Origin of the sequence: Alteromonas sp. MmMcT2-5, assembly GCF_022348315.1 — a bacterium.
In the GTDB taxonomy this organism is placed as follows: Bacteria; Pseudomonadota; Gammaproteobacteria; order Enterobacterales; family Alteromonadaceae; genus Alteromonas; species Alteromonas macleodii.
The window spans coordinates 43256-63657 of sequence record NZ_JAKRFB010000006.1; the positions used below are offsets into that span (position 1 = coordinate 43256).

The 20402-nt window shown below is 45.1% G+C and carries 16 protein-coding genes; 6 read left to right on the forward strand and 10 right to left on the reverse strand.

Annotated elements, in window-relative coordinates:
- The first annotated feature begins 179 nt into the window (after window positions 1-179).
- Both MHN09_RS05230 and MHN09_RS05235 read left to right on the forward strand, forming a co-directional pair.
- Entirely contained in the window at window positions 180-854 is a 675-nt protein-coding gene (locus MHN09_RS05230; protein WP_187446890.1) for a hemolysin III family protein, read from the forward strand.
- Between the two features lie 46 nt (window positions 855-900).
- Window positions 901-1428: a hypothetical protein gene (locus MHN09_RS05235; RefSeq protein ID WP_039224611.1), complete on the forward strand. Its 528-nt coding sequence runs from the start codon at window positions 901-903 to the stop codon at window positions 1426-1428.
- Window positions 1429-1528: 100 nt separating this feature from the next.
- On the opposite strand, the gene MHN09_RS05240 is transcribed toward MHN09_RS05235, so the two are convergent.
- From MHN09_RS05240 to MHN09_RS05255, 4 genes are all read right to left on the reverse strand, one after another.
- Entirely contained in the window at window positions 1529-2470 is a 942-nt protein-coding gene (locus tag MHN09_RS05240; protein WP_014975764.1) for a hypothetical protein, read from the reverse strand.
- 17 nt (window positions 2471-2487) lie between these two features.
- Window positions 2488-3246, reverse strand: a complete 759-nt coding sequence (locus MHN09_RS05245) for a hypothetical protein (protein WP_168462779.1) — start codon at window positions 3244-3246, stop codon at window positions 2488-2490.
- A complete protein-coding gene (locus MHN09_RS05250) occupies window positions 3246-3776 on the reverse strand; it encodes an RNA polymerase sigma factor (RefSeq protein WP_049586206.1) in 531 nt (176 codons plus the stop codon). The genes MHN09_RS05245 and MHN09_RS05250 overlap by 1 nt, the downstream gene beginning before the upstream one ends.
- Before the next feature lie 257 nt (window positions 3777-4033).
- Window positions 4034-4942: a hydrogen peroxide-inducible genes activator gene (locus tag MHN09_RS05255; RefSeq protein ID WP_014948406.1), complete on the reverse strand. Its 909-nt coding sequence runs from the start codon at window positions 4940-4942 to the stop codon at window positions 4034-4036.
- Between the two features lie 334 nt (window positions 4943-5276).
- Here MHN09_RS05255 and MHN09_RS05260 point away from each other — a divergent pair, with 334 nt between their 5' ends.
- Complete coding sequence (locus MHN09_RS05260; protein WP_239239478.1) at window positions 5277-6254, forward strand: universal stress protein; 978 nt, start codon at window positions 5277-5279, stop codon at window positions 6252-6254.
- 96 nt (window positions 6255-6350) lie between these two features.
- On the opposite strand, the gene MHN09_RS05265 is transcribed toward MHN09_RS05260, so the two are convergent.
- The 5 genes from MHN09_RS05265 to MHN09_RS05285 form a co-directional block, all read right to left on the reverse strand.
- A complete protein-coding gene (locus MHN09_RS05265) occupies window positions 6351-7622 on the reverse strand; it encodes an inorganic phosphate transporter (RefSeq protein ID WP_039224609.1) in 1272 nt (423 codons plus the stop codon).
- A gap of 340 nt (window positions 7623-7962) precedes the next feature.
- Entirely contained in the window at window positions 7963-8679 is a 717-nt protein-coding gene (phoU, locus tag MHN09_RS05270; protein ID WP_014948403.1) for a phosphate signaling complex protein PhoU, read from the reverse strand.
- Between the two features lie 150 nt (window positions 8680-8829).
- Complete coding sequence (gene pstB / locus MHN09_RS05275; RefSeq protein WP_014948402.1) at window positions 8830-9636, reverse strand: phosphate ABC transporter ATP-binding protein PstB; 807 nt, start codon at window positions 9634-9636, stop codon at window positions 8830-8832.
- A 15-nt stretch (window positions 9637-9651) separates the two neighbouring features.
- Window positions 9652-11211, reverse strand: a complete 1560-nt coding sequence (pstA, locus tag MHN09_RS05280; protein ID WP_049586204.1) for a phosphate ABC transporter permease PstA — start codon at window positions 11209-11211, stop codon at window positions 9652-9654.
- Window positions 11204-13381 carry an ABC transporter permease subunit gene (locus tag MHN09_RS05285; RefSeq protein ID WP_049586203.1) on the reverse strand — a complete coding sequence of 726 codons (2178 nt, stop codon included), beginning with the start codon at window positions 13379-13381 and terminating at the stop codon, window positions 11204-11206. The genes pstA and MHN09_RS05285 overlap by 8 nt, the downstream gene beginning before the upstream one ends.
- 209 nt (window positions 13382-13590) lie before the next feature.
- Here MHN09_RS05285 and MHN09_RS05290 point away from each other — a divergent pair, with 209 nt between their 5' ends.
- From MHN09_RS05290 to ppx, 3 genes are all read left to right on the forward strand, one after another.
- Window positions 13591-14097, forward strand: a complete 507-nt coding sequence (locus MHN09_RS05290; protein ID WP_014975755.1) for an ACT domain-containing protein — start codon at window positions 13591-13593, stop codon at window positions 14095-14097.
- A 187-nt stretch (window positions 14098-14284) separates the two neighbouring features.
- Complete coding sequence (gene ppk1 / locus MHN09_RS05295) at window positions 14285-16357, forward strand: polyphosphate kinase 1 (RefSeq protein WP_239239481.1); 2073 nt, start codon at window positions 14285-14287, stop codon at window positions 16355-16357.
- Between the two features lie 16 nt (window positions 16358-16373).
- Complete coding sequence (ppx, locus tag MHN09_RS05300; protein ID WP_039224606.1) at window positions 16374-17936, forward strand: exopolyphosphatase; 1563 nt, start codon at window positions 16374-16376, stop codon at window positions 17934-17936.
- 130 nt (window positions 17937-18066) lie between these two features.
- On the opposite strand, the gene MHN09_RS05305 is transcribed toward ppx, so the two are convergent.
- Window positions 18067-20193, reverse strand: coding sequence for a S9 family peptidase (locus MHN09_RS05305; RefSeq protein WP_156085978.1), 2127 nt, complete (start codon window positions 20191-20193; stop codon window positions 18067-18069).
- Window positions 20194-20402: the final 209 nt, after the last annotated feature.

Consider the following 20402-nt stretch of genomic DNA (forward strand, 5'->3'; position numbering starts at 1 on the left):
AACAAGTGTGCGCTATAATTGTCCTAATGGACGTAGTAGGGAAAATGCTGAGCTGCACGTTTCAATTGAAAGCGTTAGTCGCTGAAATGATCGCATGTCTTATCGAGAAAGTGCGACAAGAGGCTTTAAGGGCATTTACTACCCATTATTCTTAGAAAGAAAAAAAAACAGGAGCTGTGATGATCCAAGAACAGATTCAGACACAGGCTGTGCCGCAATCAAAAAGCATTCCTGCAAAAGCCTACTCTGTACTGGAAGAGTGGCTGAACAGTATTAGTCATGGGGTTGGCTTTATTGCTGCTATCGTGGGTTTAGTATTTATGTTGTATCGAGCGGAGGATACGCTCGCGTTAACCACTGCGGCTATTTACGGCTCTACCCTCATTTTAGTGTTCTTAAGTTCAACCCTTTATCACGCCATTTCTCATCAAAAGGCAAAGGGGTGGCTTAAGCTATTTGACCATAGCGCGATATATTTGTTGATAGCGGGTACTTACACACCTTTATTGCTGGTTTCAATTGGTGGCGTATTGGGTATCACAATGACGGCTATTGTTTGGAGCTTGGCAATAGGTGGCGTGGCGTTTAAGCTCGTCGCGCAGCATCGCTTTCCCAAGGTATCCGTGATGACTTACTTGCTTATGGGCTGGATTGCACTAGGTCTTATCTACCCTCTTTATGTTGCGCTTCCCGGTGCTGGCCTTTGGTTATTGGTAGCAGGCGGGCTGTGTTTCAGCGTAGGTGTGTGCTTTTACGTGGCAAAAAAGGTAAAGTACACCCATGCAATTTGGCACATGTTCGTGATTGGCGGATGTAGCTGCCACTACTTTTCAATTTATTATTTTGTCGTTTAACAAAAGGCCCAAATTAAGCTGCTATGCCAAAACCATGTAAAAACTTATGCTAACAAACAAGCAAGACGCCGAGAAAAAGGAAAACAGCACTACGTTGACACCAGGTATTGCGTGGTTTTCACTACACGCAGGACAAATATGCTTGGGTAAAAAGCCCGTTGAAAGTGACTTTGAACGCCTTAAGTCACTGGGTGTTACCCATATTGCAACGGTTCAGACCAGTGAAGAACATGCGCCAGTTATACGCGACAATTCTGTTGCAGCTGGGCTAGAGTGGCTATGGGTTCCCTTTGTACATCCATCGTCAGAATCGCCTACTGAGGATACGCATCTTCATCAATACCTTCATGAACTATCTCAAATGTTGACCGAAGGAGCGAAGATATATTTACACTGCGACGGTTCACAGCACCGCTGTAGTTTATTGTTTTACGCCCTTTGCCACTATTGCCGCGTTCCATCCAATAGTGCATATAACGCTCTGCATAGCTTTGGCGCTAGTGCGGCAAATAACCTTAAGAGATCTGAACTCACATGGGCAGCAGAATTAGGGCATATTGCACCTAAAATGTAGGCCAATAAAAAGCGCGCCTTCGTTATCAACGTTCATTAACGAAGGCGCGCGTGCTGTTTTAACAAAGCAAAGCGTTTATAAGTGCGCCGAGCTTATTTATTTAAAACTGATAAATATTAGCGTTGGTGAGAAGTTTATTCGCGTCTATTTTTTCTTGAACACAGCGCACTATATCAGCACGAGTAAATACATAAATTCGGTCTTTGCGCTCGCGGCTCTCGTCCATCTCAAAATCTTTCAGCACCATGCTGATATGTTCATTTTCCGGCAGACCGCGTAAGCCTGACCCAAATCTGCATAAGGTCTCGCTCATGCCCGACTCAAAACCGGCCAGAAACGTTTTGTAAGCTTGCTGCTGCTGCGCTTTACGCGCCTCCATTTGTTTAGTCTGCTCTTTTTCAATTGCTTTAAGCTCATCCTTCATGCTTTTTTCTTTCGCTTCTAATTGCTTAAGCTGCTCTCCAGACTGCTCTTTTTGCACGAGTAATTCTTTTTTTCGCGCCTCGTCAGCGTGACGCAATTCGAAGGTAATATCTCGCAGTTCACGCTCTACTTCTCTTGCTTCCCAGGCAAGTTCACGCTGCATGTTGCGCAAGTCGCGTAAGCGACTATTGTTGTCAGCAAACGCCTGAGAAAAACGATGGCTGGTTTCTTCTGCGTAAGCTTCCCACTCTCTGGCTGCTTCAAACACAATGTCATCAACATCACTAAACGAATTTGCAGACGGAACTGGTGGTGCAGGCGGTGCAGGTGGTACGGTGGCAACTAATCCTTCTACCAGCGTTTCTATCTCTCGTACCCAGTTACCGCTTTGGCCTCTTACTGAAAAAGTAAATACCGCCCCCTGCCCAGCAAGATAGCTGGTTTCAATTTGACTCACTCTCCAAGAATCAGTTGCGGCATTTTGTCGTAAGGACGTTTTGAGTACCCCAGACATTATTTCTAATTCATTCGATAGCGTGTCATATTTTTGCGCACTTTGTGCGTTCGCAAGACCACCAGCAGCAGAGCAAAGTAGTAAAGCAGTTAATAAACGTTTCATAATTTCACCTAATTACATTAATCATCTAGCGACGACTGTGGATTGTTTGTTTCATATGGCATGGTTAATGGCACTTCAGAACGGCTGTTAGATAAACTTACCGCGCTGTACCCTATTTCAATGTCATCAATTTCATCCTGGAGACGCGTAAATTGGCGTGCATAGAATCTTTGATCGTCAATACGCTGCTCGTTGATAAATTTAATAAGCTCGGCAAAGTCGTGTTTGCGTTCTTCTCTACTCGACGCTAACAAATACTTAGTAAGCTCTGCACTGCTTTGTTGCTGCTGTGTAGATAGCGCCTGAGCGTATTCTTTGAATAGTGTTTGGTTTGCTTGTTGATAGAAATCACGTTGCTCACCTAAAGCTTTAGCGACTTCTTGTGTCACGCGCTGCTCAACCATTTCATCCACTGTGTTGGCGCTTTTGTTTGAAAACGTAAGCGCTATACCGTTATCGCTATACGACAGCTTTGCGCCGGTGAGTACGGCTAACAGCGCACACGCCGACATGGCCATGGCACACGCTGGCAAGCTAAACCAAGACGACAGCGAACGTGGTTCATCTTTCTTAAAAAAGGTCTGTTCTTTGTCCCACTGGGGAAGTGCCGGAGCAACGAAGCTTGAGCTTGCGCTGTTCAAACGGGCGCTATTTTCTACCGCCTGCGCGAACTCAGCATCTGAATCACACAACGCGTTAAACTGCTTTTCTTGCTCGCTATCAAGCGAGTTGTCCAGATAAGCTGAGAATAAGGCTTCTTTGTCATATAAGGTCATTATTCCAACTCCAACTTCAACTTTGCTAAGGCTGCGTAAAGTCGCGACTTAGCGGTATTTACTGAGATATCCATTTGCTGTGCAATTTCTTCGAACGTGAAGTGGCCGAAGAACTTCAATTCCACCACCGCCTTTTGGCACAAAGGTAGGGTCTGCATAGCCTGCGTTAATGCTCTACTCTCTCTGTCGCTATAAAGCTGCATTTCAGGGCATGGCGCACCGCAAAGTGGCGCCTGTATATCGTCAATGTCAGAATGCGGCTTTCGCTTGCGATACAGTTCAACGCAGCGACAGTGGGCAATGCGATAGAGCCAACTTTTAAAACTGCCCTCACCTTTAAAACAAGCAAGACTGCGAAACACAGAGATAAAAATCTCCTGCATTAAATCTGCTGCATCATGGCTATTCCCTGTCATTCGAATACCGTATTGATACATAGCGGTTTCGTAGCGAGATATAAGCGTAAACCACGCTTTTTTATTACCCCTTAATGCCTGTTCCACGAGTTTTTCATCTCGTTTATTAAACACGCCGTTCCCCGTTTTTACGCTCTGTTTTTTTACTTAACCATTAAGTCGATAAGCTTTGCAAAAAAGTTTGTTTAATTGATAAATAAATTGTCATTTAGGGAATAACGCCAATGAAACTGTGCTTTAAGCGAAGGCTGAAGAACTTCTTTGGGGTTGGTGCACAAGACAATACTTGATGTCAGCAATAAAAAAGCGGCTGAACCTATAGGCTCAACCGCTTTAGCTAACTATGAAGGGAAGCGCGCTCAGCGCCAAGCTTATTTTAACGTGGGAATAGGTAGCAGTGGCGAGATAATTTCACCAATACGACGAAACAGCTGCATACGTGTCGTGCCTGAACGCCATACTAAGCCAATCTCACGAAACCCCTGCTCTTCAGCGGGGAAGCTCTTAAGACCTGTATGCTCAAGAATAGACTGGTTTATCGCAAGTTCAGGTAAGAAGGTGTAGCCCATTTTGCTATTCGCTAATTGCACCAAGGTATATAAGCTGCTTGCCGCTACGCTGCTAATTTGGTCGCTGTGCTGAAGATTGCACGCGCTTACCGCATGCCCGGTCATACAGTGTTCTTGCTGTAGTAAGAAAATACTTTTTTTGGGCAAGGTTGAAATGTCGACAGGATTAGGTAGTTGCTCAGCCATATCTTTGTGCGCAATAAGATGGAACGGGTCATGCCCTAAGACCATCTGTTTACACCCTGGTGTTTCCATTGGCAACGCTAGAATAAGTAAGTCTAATCTGCCGTCGGTCAATTGCTGTAGCAACTTCTCCGTTGTGTCTTCCTGCATTTCTAAGTTGATCTCGGGTAAAAATGCAGAAAACGCCCCCATCATGCCTTCAAAAAGAAACGGCGCAATGGTTGGAATAACACCTAGTTTTAAAGTGCCTCGCTGCCAATTGCCCGCGTTTTGCGCATACTCAACCAGCTCTCCCGCTTCCTGAAGCAGTACTTTACTGCGTTCAACAATATCTAGTCCCAACGATGTAAACACAAAGGTTTTATGTTCACGCTCAAGAAGTTGGCTTCCGAAGTGCTCTTCAAGGTTCTGAATGGCCGTACTCAATGTTGACTGACTTACGTTACAGCGCTGTGCAGCACGGTGAAAATGTTGCTCTTGATGTAGCGTCACCAAATAGTGCAGGTGCTTAAGATTAGGCCATTTCATGGGCATCTCACAATTATTTAAAAAGGGATTAAAAAATATTGGATTAATCTAACATAAAGATTAAATAGCGCCTAGGATTGATGCCCATGGTTAACGAGAGCGATCTTCTATTATTTGCAGCTGTACGTATACAACACCCTAAAAAAGAGGTAGATAATTCTGTTTATTGTGCAATCTATAAGAAGCTTTTGAGAATTTGACATTTCCCGCTGGAAAGCCCCCATAAGTAGCGTTAGGATTAAATTAAAGCGTTATACGCAACATATTTTTACAGCGAAGTAAGACCCGCTCTTGTATCATTCAGTCAATAGAGCGATTAACTATTGAGGGCAGTATGAAAGGACATTATAAGAACATTTTATGTGTATTGAGCGACTCTCATCGTCAAGATGATACGGTAGCCCAAGCACTGCATATCGCCAAAGCGCATCAAGCCTCGCTTACCATTATGCTTTCGTTAGAATCTTTGCCGCCCAACGCCAGTATGGTCATGGAGTCTTTCTCTTATGTTGATTCTCAGCAAACCATGGAAACCCAAGCCCAGCATTGGTTAAAAGAACAAGCGGAAAGCTGGGGAAAACACTATCCTGTGTCTACTGCGGTAACGGTAGGTCAGCCGCTTATTGACGTTGTGCGTTATGTAAAAAAGAACAATATCGATCTAGTAATTAAACGGGCAGAAGAGAGCTTTCTAGATAAGCTATTCGGAAGCTTAGATATGCGTTTATTCCGCAAATGCCCTTGTCCGGTTTGGATCATTAACCACAAGCCTCGCAGTCAGTACAAAAACGTAGTTGCAGCACTGGATTTGAACTATCACTATCCACAGCATGAAGTGTCTATTAGGCGCGATCTTAATCGCGACATTTTGCGTCACGCAAGCCAAATAGCCTTGTTAGAGTTTGCACAGCTACACATTGTTCACGTTTTTGATGCGGTTCCTGAGAACATAGCAAGAGACGGTTTCATATCGGTTGATAACGATAGAATGGAAACCGATCTTGCAAAAATCCATGCCGAGCGTGAATCGGAACTAGACAAATTGCTTGAAGAACTAGGCAATGAATTGGATGACAATGTATTAGAGTATTTGAAACCTCAGAAGCACATTGTTCACGGTTACCCTCGAAAAGAAATTGCAGCCACAACCACATCCCTTGATACCGACATTATTGTTATGGGCACAGTGGCACGTTTAGGTGTGCCTGGCTACATCATGGGCGACACCGCAGAAGAAACTATCCATCAGCTTAAGTGTGCCGTTGTGGGTGTTAAACCCCGTGGCTTTGAAACGCCTATCTCCATTGATTAAAGAAAACATTCCACAAACAAAAAGGCCGTGCTTCACTTCAAGCACGGCCTTTTTTAATTCTTTTCGCTTAATACGAACGTTTGTAAGCGCTGTGTTTTACGCTACGCCAAACGACGCTTTAAGAATGTAGAAGAAAATAATCGAGAGGATTGCGCCTGCAGGCAACGTAACAATCCACGATACGACGATATTTCTCACAATGCCTAGGTTAAGCGCTGATACACCACGCGCCAGACCTACACCTAGTACCGCTCCTACAAGCGTTTGGGTAGTCGAAATAGGTAAACCCGTACCTGATGCGATAACTACCGTACACGCTGCAGCGAGTTCTGCTGCAAAACCGCGGCTTGGTGTTAAGTGTGTAATACCTTGACCAATGGTCTTGATAACGCGATGTCCAAATAGCGCAAGACCCGCAACAATACCTAAACCACCAAGAGGAAGGATCCAAGGTGCAAGCGTAGTGCTAGAGTTAATTTCGCCGCCACTACTTACTACGCTAACTACCGCAGCCAATGGTCCAATAGCGTTAGCTACATCATTTGAACCGTGGGCAAACGCCATACAACAGGCTGTTACTACCATTAGAAGTGCGAATACTTTCTCAACGTTAGCCGCCTGTAGGTCTGCATCTTCAGAACCGCTGAACTTCATACGGCCGATAAACCATTTACCCAAGAAGCCCAACGCTACGGCAATAGCAATCGCCAGCACATATCCGTTAACAGCGCTTAGCTCTAAACCAACGTGCTTAAGGCCTTTCTTGATAGTAACAAGCGACATCACAAAGCCCGCTAATGCCATATAGAACGGCACATAACGCTTAGCATTTGCAAACGGAGAGGCAGTTTGGAAGATGAGCTTGTGCGCGCTCATGAAAATAAGATAAGCAATGATGCCTGAAATAGCTGGGGTTACTACCCAACTACCAACAATACCACCCACTTTGTCCCATGCTACTGCGTCCATGCTGACGCCAGTGGCAGTAAAACCGATGATTGCACCGATAATTGAGTGAGTGGTAGATACAGGCCACCCCAACCATGACGCTACCGCAAGCCAGATTCCAGCTGCAAGTAGTGATGAGATCATGCCTAATACAAGGTATTCAGGTATGTCTATAAAATAGGTTGAGTCGATAATCCCTTTTCGAATGGTAGACGTTACTTCGCCACCTGCTAGGTAGGCGCCAGCAAACTCAAATATCATAGCAATGATAATGGCTTGTTTTATGGTTAAAGCTTTAGAACCTACTGACGTACCCATTGCGTTGGCAACGTCATTCGCTCCAATACCCCATGCCATGACGAAACCAACGCCGGCGGCAAGGATTATAAGAATTAGGCCATAACTTTCAAAAAATTCCACGGATAATCGCTCCCGATCTAAACGCGATTTAGGCTGGACGCTACTTGAGTAAGTAGCATGATCTCTTCACCACAAAGGCTAGAGAATGAAGTTAAAGACAAATTGTGTTTTATCATAAGGTTCGATTAAATTTTGCACGATCTGTTCTTGGCTGCGGCGCATGATAACGTAATCATGTTAGAAGCCATAGCGAAAATCACTGAAAAACGATAAAAGTATGCGGAATTATTTGAATGCGATGATAAAACCACCAAATATTTCAGTTTTATGACAAATAAATTTCACGAACTTTCATATTTGAATATTACTACGCAAAATAACACTGACCATTTGGACAGGTTTACGTCAAATCTTCCAGCTTTTGCTGCATATTTTCCAGCGGTGTATGTCTAACATCGGTACCGCGAGTGAGATAAACCACATATTCACACACGTTTTTACATCTATCACCAATTCGCTCTAACGAGCGCATTGCCCACAACACATCCAGCCAATCCTGCATGTCGTCAGTGCTTTTCTGCATTTCGGAGGTGGTATACGACAGCAGCCGTTTGTACTCACTGTCAATGCGGTTGTCTTGGTCATACACTTCTAACGCCGCAGCCTCATCCTGACGAGCAAAAGCGTCGAATGTGCCGCGCATCATGGCGGCCACGCGCTCGCCAATAAGTAACATGCTGCTCTTAATGGTATCTGAGCTCGGCAACTTATTGCGCGTTACTAGTTTGGCAATACGCTCGATTTCATCGCCCATTCGCTCTATATCGGTAATGGCTTTGGAAATGGTCATAATTAAACGCAGATCGCTGGCGGTAGGATGACGTTTTGCAATAATGCGCAAGCACTCTTCGTCAATTTGAATTTCCATGGAGTTAATTTTTAAGTCGTTCAACACCACTTTTTCAGCCAGAGCGGCATGATTGTGCTTTACCGCTTTTAACGTATCCACCAGCTGCTGTTCAACTTCGCCCCCCATGGTTAATACCGAGTTACGCAAGTTTTCCAACTCGATATTAAACGTACCCGAAATATGCGTGTTTAAGGCTACCTGTCGCATGGTGTTTTCTCCTCGCGGCGTAAGCATAACGAATAACGACAATCAATCGTGCCGCTACCTGTGGCAGAACTATCGTGACAAACCGCTACATCTTGCCAAATTGAAGCATTACGGCGCAAACCCATGTTAGAACACACACCTACTGCTACGTTATCCATATCGCCCCGTTATGTAGTCTTCGGTTTGCTTCTTCTCTGGCATAGTAAACAGCGTATCGCTGTCTGCATATTCTATCAGCCTGCCCTGATGGAAAAAGGCGGTGTAGTCGCTTACCCTAGCCGCTTGCTGCATGTTGTGCGTCACGATAATAATGGTGCATTGTTTCTTTAATGCATCCATCAGTTCTTCGATAAAAAGCGTGGTCAGAGGGTCAAGGGCCGAGGTGGGTTCATCAAGAAGTAGAATGTCAGGCTTCAACGCTAGTGCTCTTGCAATCACCAAACGCTGCTGCTGACCGCCAGATAAAACATGAGCGGATTCAAATAAACGATCTTTAACCTCGTCCCACAGCGCCGCCTGTTTCAGTGCGCTTTCCACCGCGTCGTCTAAGTGTCGACGAATTTTAACGCCTTGAAGCTTAAGCCCGTAGCACACGTTCTCATAAATGCTCATAGGAAAGGGGTTGGGTCGCTGAAAAACCATGCCCACGTTCGTTCTTAGGCGTGACACATTTACTTTGCGGCTATTGATGTTTTGCCCATCAATAATAATTTCACCATCGTATTTGCAACCGTCATACAAATCGTTAAGGCGATTGAAACAGCTAATGAGTGTAGATTTACCGCAACCACTTTGACCAATTAACGCTGTGATTTTGTTTTTTGGGATCCGCATACTGATGTCGTTTAACACATGCTTGTTGCCAAACCACAGGTTGAGGTTTTTAACCTCTACCGCAGTTTGTTCTTCACCAATGTCGTTAACGTTCAGCGTATTGTGTTCAAACAACTTCAACATGTTACAAAACCTGTATTATCCTTTGAGATAGCGTTTGCGCAGGCGCGCTCTAAGTACAACTGCCAGAATATTTAATACAAACACCACCACGAGTAAAAGCAAGCAAGCGGCAAACATCATGCTTGCGCTCTTTCCATCAGTTTGGCTGTGAAACGCTCCGTCATAAATAAGCACGCCCAAATGCATAAACTGCCTATCAAGGTGGAGATAAGGAAACTCTCCATCTATAGGCAAGGTTGGCGCAAACTTGACCGCCCCCACTAACATAAGTGGCGCTACTTCACCTGCCGCCCTCGCAATCGCCAAAATTACGCCAGTCATAATACCCGGAGACGCAATAGGCAATACGGTACGCACTATAGTCTCAATTTTGGTAGCTCCTAATGCGTAACTGCCCGCTTTCAATCCTTCCGGCACCCTGCGCAAGCCTTCTTCAGTCGCCACAATCACTACAGGTAAGGTCAAAATTGCCATGGTTAAGGCAGCCCAGAAAACGCCAGGGCTTCCCATTGTGGGTGCTGGCAGTGTGTCACTAAACAATAGCTCATCAATACTGCCGCCCAAGGTATAAACAAAGAAACCAAGGCCGAATACGCCGTAAACAATAGAAGGTACACCTGCCATGTTGCTTACACTGACACGAATAATAGTGGTAAGCGCCGTGTTAGGTGCATACTCGCTCAAGTAAATAGCGGCTAATACACCAAAGGGCGTTACGATGATGGTCATTAAAAATACCATGAGTACAGTACCAAACAACGCAGGGAAGACGCCACCTGAGGTATTCGCTTGTTTAGGGGAATCGGTGAGAAAAACACCGATTTCCGAAAACGCCACCTGCCACTTTTCCCATGTACTTAGACGACTGACAAAATCCACATCTTGAATACTAGATATGGGAATAACAAACGGCGTTTCGTCAGCAAAACTTACCAATAAGGTATACTCGGCTCGTGTTGCTTCTAACGCTTCCACACGCTTTTGGTATTCGTCAAACGATGCCACTAAACGCTCTCTTGCTGGCGCGTCGGCAACAACATTACGTTTATCAAATTGAGATAGCGCTTCGTGAATAGGTGCAAGGTGTTGCGTATTTAAATCTTCAATTTGAGCGCTTATTTGGGCCACTTCCTCTAGCACAATGTCAATGTTACCAAGAGGTTGAGGCGGTTTAGATGGCACGACGATGTATTCAGGAATTGCCAACACACGCCTGCCGTCTAACAGTTTTATTTCTGCGCTTTGGTTTGCAAGTAGAGAAGTCTCTATTTCCTCTCGAGATAACTGGACTTGAAAGCCATAAGGATGCTGAGCATCTGAGAACTTAAGTGTCACATCCTCATTTGTCGATTCATCAAATAGGTTCGCAAGCACCGAAAACCTTGTGCCGTCTTGATGCGTACCGGTAACCGTATAGATGGGCTCTGGCCAAAAATATGCCGTACCTCGAAAACTAATAAGTATAAGAATGCTAACTAGCGCAATAAGCAGCAGGCTGGTGAAAAAAGCCGTTAAGCTAATGACTAACGATTGACGCTGTACCGCACTTAACCCAAACGTTGTTCGATTAACCATAGTACGCCCTACTTCTTATACGCTGTCGCAATAGCTCTGCCATGGTGTTTACCAAGAAGGTAAACAGGAACAAAATACACGCGGTGAAAAATAGAATTTGATAGTGCGCCGATGATACATCTGCTTCTGGAAGTTCAATTGCCAAGTTAGCAGTAAGTGCTCGCAAACCTTCTATCAAGCCCCAGCTGGAGATTGGCGTATTCCCCGTCACCATAAGGACTATCATGGTTTCACCAAACGCGCGGCCGAAACCTAGCATAATCGCGGCAACAATACCCGGTAGTGCAACGTGAAGAACAACATGAAGTAAGGTCTGTAATCGTGTGGCGCCTAAAGCAAAAGAGGCGTGTTTTAAATCATTTGGAACGCCGTTTATGGCATCTTCAGCAAGGGAATAGATACTAGGTGATATGGCCACACCTAACGCTAACGCTACCACTATAGTCGTTTTCCCGATGGGACTATCGGACTCGGCCGCAAGCATTGTAAACCCGTCTCCCCCCATTATCGAGAAAATAAGCGAAGGCGCATACTCCACGCTAATAAAACCTAAAAGGAACACTCCGCTTATAGCAAATAGTAGCTCTGCTCCGTGTCTTAGCTTCTTTGGTAAGTATTCCGCAACAGGACGCTGCACCAGGGCAACGACAATAAGCACAAAAGGGATAACGATTAGGAAAAAGGCAAAGGAAAATAAAAACTGCTCAGCTTTTGGCGACAACCAAATAGCCGCGATGAAGCCGATGAGTACACTGGGAATCGCTTCGAGCAATTCGATAGCCGGCTTAATAACGTTGCGAAGGCGGCTTTTAGCAAAAAACGCGGTGTAAATTGCGGCACCGATAGCAACCGGAATAGCAATAAGCAGCGCTAAAAGAGAGGCTTTAATACTGCCTATTAATAGCGGTGTTAAGCTAAACTTTGCCTCTTGAAAATCAGAGGCACTGGTGGTTTGCCATACGGTTTCTTCCGTTTCATACCCTTCGTAGTGCTGCGGTTCAAACAGAGAGGCCCATGTAGTAACGCCGCTTAAGTGCCTGCCTTCCCATACTGATAAGGTGCTATCTGAATAGCCATAAAGCTTATTGCCGTACCAAATGATATTCTCAGCAGAACGCTCTATCTGTTGTGATGCCACTACATCGCCTGATACACGGTTTACCAACAACACTCTTGCTTTATCGGTCAGCACAGCCACCAAGTTCATACTGGCATGTTCTGCCACATCCTTAACGTTCTCTCCTGGTAGCGCTACTTGGTAGGTTTGTTCAAAGGTAAGGCCTTTATCGCTTTTGCTCAGCACCCAGCGAGTAAGTGCCTGTGTATTGCTGTTCATTAGGAAAAAGGTGCGGTCTTTAGCAAGTGGGAATACAATCTTCTCATCTAATGACGCTGTGATGTTTCCTGCTATTGGCAGTAGTGACGCCCCTTCATCCGTGAGCCTATTTAGGTAAAGCGCATCATCCACTTGGAGTAACACGCTCTGACTGCCGGGTAACAATACGAGTCTGTCTATATTATGAAACCGTTTATCCACAACCTGTGTAGGACGAAGCCGATTTACCCAACGGATAAACACTTTATTGTCTTGAACGATAGAAACCACTGCCCATTTTGAGGACAGTGCAATGCTCCAGTCACTGCGTATCTCCCACTCACCTTTGGGAAGCGCGAACGTAATGCTGTTCGACAACGCTGCTTGCGGTGTACTTGTGGCAATATCCTCTGCGCTACCGTCGGTCATATTGAACGATCTGACCGGTAAAACTCTCACTTGGGCGTTGGGAGAAACGTCTACGATATAGTTCTCTCCCATCACACTGTGGGAAGACAGCCTATGCTCGCAAGGACGGATATAATCGTGATTACTTACCAGAGCATCGCCTTTAAGCAACTTTAATCCCAATCGACAGTCAGACTTCCTAACCAGCATTGGCTGACTGTTAATGATGTCGCCTGCGCTGATAATTTTTTCATTATCTGACGTTTTCAAGCTCAACAGATGATTTAAGCTAGGGGTATATGCCAACGGCAGAGCTTGGCTGATTAGATGGGTAATAAGAATAACTAACGTCAACAAAACAAGGCCGCCGAAGCCGGTCACTACATAGCGTGACCACCTGTCGCTTCGCTGGCGTTTTTTGTTTGTGCTGTTGCTGTCGAAAGTCATGCGGCTGTTTAGTAATTCTTATTTTCGAAATTCTTCATTTTTAAGAAGAATAACCCTAAATTGCACTGGTGAGCAGTGTAAGTTTTGTTATGCTAATAGCAAGTGAAAGTTTAAAGCATTACCTTCGCGCAACCTACTCTGCGCCTATGGTATTACCCAACAGGAAGACGATCAAAGTTTTTCTCTACACGCCCAATAAGGAGCATCGTATGCAATCATTGGTTATAAGCATTATGGGTAAAGACAAGCCGGGTTTAGTAGACGCACTGGCTAAGTGTGTATACAAACATGAGGGCAACTGGCAAGGGTCGAGCTTTGCGCATATGGCGGGAATGTTCACCGGTTTTGTAGAAGTACATGTTGCCGATGAGAACAAACAGGGCTTAATCGATGCGCTAGACGCCATTAAAGATTTGTCGGTGCAATCTGTAGCGGTAGCTAGCAGTGAAAATAACAACACCACCAAATTGACGGTTGATGTAATGGGCAATGACAAAACCGGTATTGTCCAAGAGCTTACCTCTGTTTTAAACCAGTTCAATTTGAATATTCTCACCTTTGCTTCACACTGTGAAAGCGCGCCTAACTGGGGCAGCCTGATTTTCAAAGCAAAAGCAGAAATTGCGGTGCCAGAAGATTTTGACGACGGCGCATTGCAAGACTCACTGGAGTCGTTGGCTAACGATTTGGTGGTGGATATTACCGCGAAGCGATAAAAACAAGGGCGTATTTGTGGTGCCATACACTATCCGCGCATCACAATTACGAACTTATCATATTGAAAGTTAATGGAATAACCACAACGCAATGCGTGCGCACTTGCACCAGAATACGTGTTGTCACAGTAGTGTCACTGACTGATGGCAGTCTTTGACCATTTTTATGAACGTGAATTGAGACATTATGGATAACGACGTTTTATATTATCCCAAAGAATTAAGCTGGCTTGCGTTTAACGAACGCGTATTGCAAGAAGCCGCAGATAAAAACAATCCCGCCGTGGAGCGAATTCGTTTTCTTGGTATTTACTCAAATAACCTAGATGAGTTTTATCGCGTGCGCGCCGCTGACGTGAAACGACAAATTACCATTGCGCAAAATGACGGCAATGAAGAAGAAGCTGAACGCCAAACCGCTCTTATGGCACTTATTCAGAAAAAGGTAGTCCAGCTTTCTGAAAAGTTCGACCAAATTCATAAGGATGTGGTTAAGTCCCTAGCTCGCTACAACATACATATTCTTCGAAAAGACGATTTAGACGATTATCAAAAGCAGTGGGTACGCAACTTCTTCGTCAACAAAGCACTGCGTCACATTGCACCAATTTTAATAGATAAGAAGACCGACCTACTTAGCCGTTTGAACGGTACGTCGGTGTATTTATATGTGGCGCTTAGAAGGAAAGACCGCAATCCTAAATTTGCGGTTATTCAGGTTCCTACCTCTGAAATGTCGCGCTTTATGCTGATCCCACCGCAAAAAAGCCGCAAGAAGAAGAGCATTATTATGCTCGATGACATGATTCAGCTGTGTATCGAAGACATTTTCCGCGGTTTCGTGAAGTTCGACGAAATTGAAGCATTCTCGTTTAAAATGACGCGTGATGCGGAATATTCTATCAACGAAGAAATTGACGAAAGCTTCGTTGAAAAGATGTCTGAAAGTATGAAGCAGCGCCTTATCGCTGAGCCTGTGCGTGTTATCTACGACACGAACATGCCAGAGGACATGAAATCTGACTTGCGCAAGCGACTTAAGATAACCAAGCTAGATACCATGCACGCTGCTGGGCACTATCGTAACTTTAAAGACTTTATTGGCTTCCCTAATGTGGGTCGGGAATATTTAGAGCATACGCCGCTGCCTGCTATCGACAGCAAGGCATTCTCTAAGTACAACACCGTTTTCGATGCCATTACTGCACGAGACATACTACTGTACTACCCGTACCACCGCTTCCTACACTTCACCGAGTTTTTGCGTCAGGCGGCTTTCGACCCGAATGTTAAGACCATACGTATTAATATTTATCGTGTTGCCAGTAATTCACGCATTGTAAACTCGTTGATTGACGCGGTAGACAACGGCAAAAAAGTAACCGTTGTGGTAGAACTTCGCGCCCGTTTTGACGAAGAGGCAAATATCGAATGGTCTAAGCGCATGACCGATGCAGGTATACGCGTTGTACTTGGCGTGCCTACCCTTAAAATTCACTCTAAACTTTGTATTGTGACCCGTGAAGAACGGGGCAGTTTGGTGAACTATGCGCATTTCGGTACGGGTAACTTCAACGAGAAAACAGCAAAGATCTATACCGACTACAGCTTATTCACCCGTAATCAAGAACTCGCCGATGAAGGCGTGGCGGTATTCGATCTTATTCAGTACCCTTACCGACGCTACAAGTTCCAGCATCTTCAAATATCGCCATTAAACGCCAGAACCAAAATTCAGTCGTTAATTCGTCAAGAAATTCAGCATTTGAACCAAGGCCAAAAGGCACAAATCACTTTCAAAATTAACAACCTTGTTGATAAAGAACTCATTGATGATTTGTACCGGGCTAGCCAGGCGGGGGTTAAGATCCGCGGTATAGTGCGCGGTATGTGCTCACTTAATCCGGGGATAAAAGGAATAAGCGAAAACATCGAAATTATCTCTATTGTTGATAGATTTCTCGAACACCCTCGCGTGATGATTTTTGAAGGTGGCGGCGATAGAAAAGTGTATATCTCTTCTGCTGACTGGATGACCCGTAACATGGACAACCGCATTGAAGTAGGTTGTCCAGTGTATGATAAAGGTCTTCAACAGCGCATTGTTGATATAATGGAGCTACAATTTAAAGATACCCTGAAGGCTCGAGTGATTGACAAGGATCAGAGCAACAAGTACGTTCGCAGGGGAAATCGTAAAAAACTTCGTTCTCAGATAGAAATTTGTGACTATTTGAAGAAGCTAGAAGACACTTTGTAGGATAGAAAATTAGTACATGACCCAGCACGAATCAGTTTTTAATGACGTGGAAACCCGCGAAGTCAATAAAGTCGCAGCACTAGACATTGGCTCAAATAGTTTTCACTTAGTAGTAGCACGCATTGTTGCTGGGTCTGTGCAGATTCTGCATAGAGTTAAACAAAAAGTACGCTTGGCCGAAGGTCTCAACGACGACGATATCTTGTCTGATGAAGCGATGGAGCGTGGGCTTGCTATGCTAAAAGTAGTAGCAGAGAGCCTTAAAGGTTTTGAGCCCGACTCCGTGAGAATTGTCGCCACCCATACGTTGCGCAGAGCGCGTAACGCCCGCGATTTTATCAGCGCAGCAAAAGATATCCTTCCCTACCCTATCGAAGTCATTTCTGGTGTAGAAGAAGCGCGACTTATTTATTCAGGCGTTGCACATACTAACCACTCCGACGGCCAACAGCTGGTTATTGATATAGGCGGTGGCTCTACTGAGTTCGTTATTGGCGAAGGTTTTACGCCTTTACTTTGCCGCAGCCTTCAAATGGGCTGCGTAAGCTATACCAAACGGTTTTTCCCTGACGGTGAGCTAAAGCCAAAAGCCTTTGATCGTGCTATCACGGCTGCACAGCAAGAGCTTGAGTTAATAGATAATAAATATCGCAGACTGGGCTGGGTCCAGTGTATCGGTACGTCTGGTACCATTCGTTCGCTGTTTACACTTTGTCAGCAAGACAGACCCAATGGCCACGATATTCCGGTGACACTTAAAAGTTTGCGCAATTTAATGAAGCAATTCATAAGCGCAGGGCATATAGACAAATTAAGCTACCCAGATTTAAGTGAAGATCGTCGTGTGGTTATTGCTGGCGGCCTCGCTATTCTTATCGCCGTTTTCAAAGCGCTAGAGATTGAAGGCTTGGTGTACTCGCCTGCCGCCTTGCGCGAAGGCGTGCTTTATCAGATGGAAGATGAGCTTCATCACGCTGATATTCGCGGCAGAACCGCGAGTAGTTTGGCAACGCGCTACGATGTAGATACGTCCCAAGCCACTATGGTGCTTAATACAACCCTTTCACTTTTCAACGATGTTGAAAAAGCATGGAAACTTAAAGGGCGTGACTTTAAAAGCATGCTCGGCTGGGCAGCTTTACTTCACGAAGTCGGCATGCAAATTAACTCTCGAGGCATACAAAAACACAGCGCCTATATTCTTGGTAATGTGGACATGCCTGGGTTTACGCAGGAACAACAATTACTGCTAGCTACGCTCGTGCGATTCCATAGAAAGAAAATTCGAACCAATGAATTGCCCGCATTTAATCTTTTCGATGAGCAGTCGGTTAAGCATTTAATCGCGTTACTGCGTTTGGGTGTACTGCTTAATATTAAACGCCAAGAGGGTTTTGTACCTGACCTCGTTGTTAATGTAGAAAAGAACGAACTGACCATTACCTTCCCCGATGGCTGGTTAGATGAAAAACCTATTATCTCAGCTGACCTGCTACGAGAAAGCCACTACTGGAAAGCGCTTGATTTAAAACTCACAGTTGTTCCTGATATCGAGCAATTACATCCCGCGGTGGAATAGACAAACAGCGCCACTCACAATCGCGCTTTCGATTTTAAAAGCGAATGGCGAATATACTCGAATACTAAAAAAATGGGGCCTTGAACCGATTGAGTCGGCGCATTAGCCCCACTTAGTCTCAGCACACTAATTATTGAGCTTCAACTTGCGTACTTTGTGACTGCACGCTGTCGTATTTTTTAAACCACGCCAAGATATTTTCAACTTTACCAATCATTCTAGATGGCTTAGAAGCAATCCCGTGGGGCGATCCAGGTACTTTTACCAGCACGCTATCAACCTTTTGAATCTTTAACGCTTGATAGAACTGCTCGGTCTCAGACATTGGCGTGCGCTTGTCCTCCACTCCCGTGATCAGCATGGTGGGGGTCGTTACATTGCCTACTAGCGATAGCGGTGAGCGCTTCCAGTAGTGCTCTACATTATCCCAAGGCATACCCGGAAATTGGAAAGGGATTTGATATAGACCTGAATCGGCAGTCAGCACTTTCGATAACCAGTTGATAACGGGTTTAGCGACTACGGCTGCTTTAAATCGGTTAGTAAGGCCAATAGCATAGGCTGATGCAATGCCGCCTGCTGAACCACCAGTAATAAACAGTCGCTCTGGATCAGCGATGCCTTTTTCAATAAGCGCATCTACGCCCGACATATGGTCTGAGAAGTCATATTCCGAACTGTATTTCCCTTGAAGTAGCAATGCAAAGCGTTCTCCATAACCTGTACTACCTCTGTGATTATCATAAAACACCACGTAGCCCTCTGCAGCCATGCGCTGCAGCTCAGCCGTGAAGACAGGGCCATAAGCGAGATTAGGTCCGCCGTGAATTTCCAAGATAAGCGGATACGTTTTCGAGCTGTCATAGTTTGGCGGCAGAATGTACCACCCCTGGATTTCTTCGCCATCAATAGAAGACGGATAGACAATTTCTTTTACTTCGCCAAGTTGCTTATGACCTAGAACGTCTTCGTTTAGTGCAGTAAGCTGTCGCTCGTTTCGCGTAGTGACATATAAATCAGCGGGGCGATCGGTACGTCCTTTGGTATACGCCACTACATCATCAACAGCGTGATAGGTGCCAAACACATAAGGCCGTCCTAACGTAGTACCGCCCAGCCCATTAGCTACGGCTTTAACTCTGCCCGATAGCGATACCACATCTACCTGCGCTAAACCGCGAACCGACTGCTGAAAATAAACGTGCTTATTATCTTTCCAGTGAAAGTTAGACACTGAATTATCAATGTCTTTTGTTAAATTTTGAGCATCTGTACCATCGCTCTTCATCACATACAAATAGCTATTTTTGTACATCACTTTTTCGTCATCGCGGCGTGCGTAAGCAATGTGCTTTCCGTCAGGCGATACGACAGGCGATGATTCAAGGCCTTTGTCGTTGGTAAGCTGTGCGATATTACCCATCATATCCACAGAAAAGATGTCCCCCTCAACAGGCTCATACTCCCAATTGTCACTGCGGTTGGCAGAGAAATAGATTTTGTCGCTATCAGGAGAGAAACTTAAGCGCCCATTGTGGTGATAGTTCCCTGAAGTAAGCTGTCGTGCTGTGCCTCCGTCAGCAGGAACAATAAAAATATGGGTGTAAGCAGGTTCAAGAATGCCTCGGCCGTCGGCTTGATAGCGCGCTTTGGTAATATATTGAAAGCTAGGAGACCACTTTGCACCGTCAGGCTTTTTAGGCATTTTAATGTCTAGCGGCTTTTCCTTGGCATCAACGCTCATAGTGAAAGCAATGTGCTTACCATCTGGCGACCAAGTGATGTTACTTGGGTTTGAGGTGACATTTGTTACGAGTGCCGTTTGCCCTGTATCCATCCAGCGCACATACAATTGCGGTTTACCTTCTTCATTAGAAAGGTAAGCCAATCGGCTACCGTCTGGTGACCAGCGAATAGAATAGTAACTCTTTTTCGACGACAGTAAGGGGCGGTGTGACTTTCCATCAACCGACGCTAGCCAGACGTTCGCTCGACTGCTATCCGACATAATGTCGTTTGAACGGCGCACATACGCAACATATTTACCGTTTGGCGACACCTGAACTTCGCTCACGTATTCCAAATTAAAAATATCTTCCGATTTAAAATAGCGTTCAGAGTCGGTAGTAAGAGATTCTCTCTCATTGCTTGCAAGCGCTGTGGATGGCATAGCTAGCGTGCCTACGCTAAATAGTGCAGCCCATATAGCAAACCGTTTTTTGACTGACGGGTACCTGTGATTTCTCGTAAAAGACATATCTCACCTTAATCTATTTGTTCTTATCCGTTCTTTTTTATGGGGTGATCACGTTGTAGTGATGCATTTATCGTCTCCATATTACTGAATATATTCAGCCAATAAAGATTAAACGTTGAGCGACATCGCTAGGCGATTAAGCGCAGTACACAGGGGCGCTGGCTTTAGCCGAATGGTTAGTTGCGTGATAGCAGTAAAGTGCTAACTTC

Excerpts from the sequence above, each read along its gene's own strand:
- MHN09_RS05285 (WP_049586203.1), bottom strand. The coding sequence starts at position 13,381 with ATGACTTTCGACAGCAACAGCACAAACAAAAAACGCCAGCGAAGCGAC.
- MHN09_RS05245 (WP_168462779.1), bottom strand. The coding sequence starts at position 3,246 with ATGACCTTATATGACAAAGAAGCCTTATTCTCAGCTTATCTGGACAAC.
- MHN09_RS05240 (WP_014975764.1), bottom strand. The coding sequence starts at position 2,470 with ATGAAACGTTTATTAACTGCTTTACTACTTTGCTCTGCTGCTGGTGGT.
- MHN09_RS05305 (WP_156085978.1), bottom strand. The coding sequence starts at position 20,193 with ATGTCTTTTACGAGAAATCACAGGTACCCGTCAGTCAAAAAACGGTTT.
- pstA (WP_049586204.1), bottom strand. The coding sequence starts at position 11,211 with ATGGTTAATCGAACAACGTTTGGGTTAAGTGCGGTACAGCGTCAATCG.
- ppx (WP_039224606.1), top strand. The coding sequence starts at position 16,374 with ATGACCCAGCACGAATCAGTTTTTAATGACGTGGAAACCCGCGAAGTC.
- MHN09_RS05230 (WP_187446890.1), top strand. The coding sequence starts at position 180 with ATGATCCAAGAACAGATTCAGACACAGGCTGTGCCGCAATCAAAAAGC.
- phoU (WP_014948403.1), bottom strand. The coding sequence starts at position 8,679 with ATGCGACAGGTAGCCTTAAACACGCATATTTCGGGTACGTTTAATATC.
- pstB (WP_014948402.1), bottom strand. The coding sequence starts at position 9,636 with ATGTTGAAGTTGTTTGAACACAATACGCTGAACGTTAACGACATTGGT.
- MHN09_RS05260 (WP_239239478.1), top strand. The coding sequence starts at position 5,277 with ATGAAAGGACATTATAAGAACATTTTATGTGTATTGAGCGACTCTCAT.
- MHN09_RS05290 (WP_014975755.1), top strand. The coding sequence starts at position 13,591 with ATGCAATCATTGGTTATAAGCATTATGGGTAAAGACAAGCCGGGTTTA.
- ppk1 (WP_239239481.1), top strand. The coding sequence starts at position 14,285 with ATGGATAACGACGTTTTATATTATCCCAAAGAATTAAGCTGGCTTGCG.
- MHN09_RS05235 (WP_039224611.1), top strand. The coding sequence starts at position 901 with ATGCTAACAAACAAGCAAGACGCCGAGAAAAAGGAAAACAGCACTACG.
- MHN09_RS05255 (WP_014948406.1), bottom strand. The coding sequence starts at position 4,942 with ATGAAATGGCCTAATCTTAAGCACCTGCACTATTTGGTGACGCTACAT.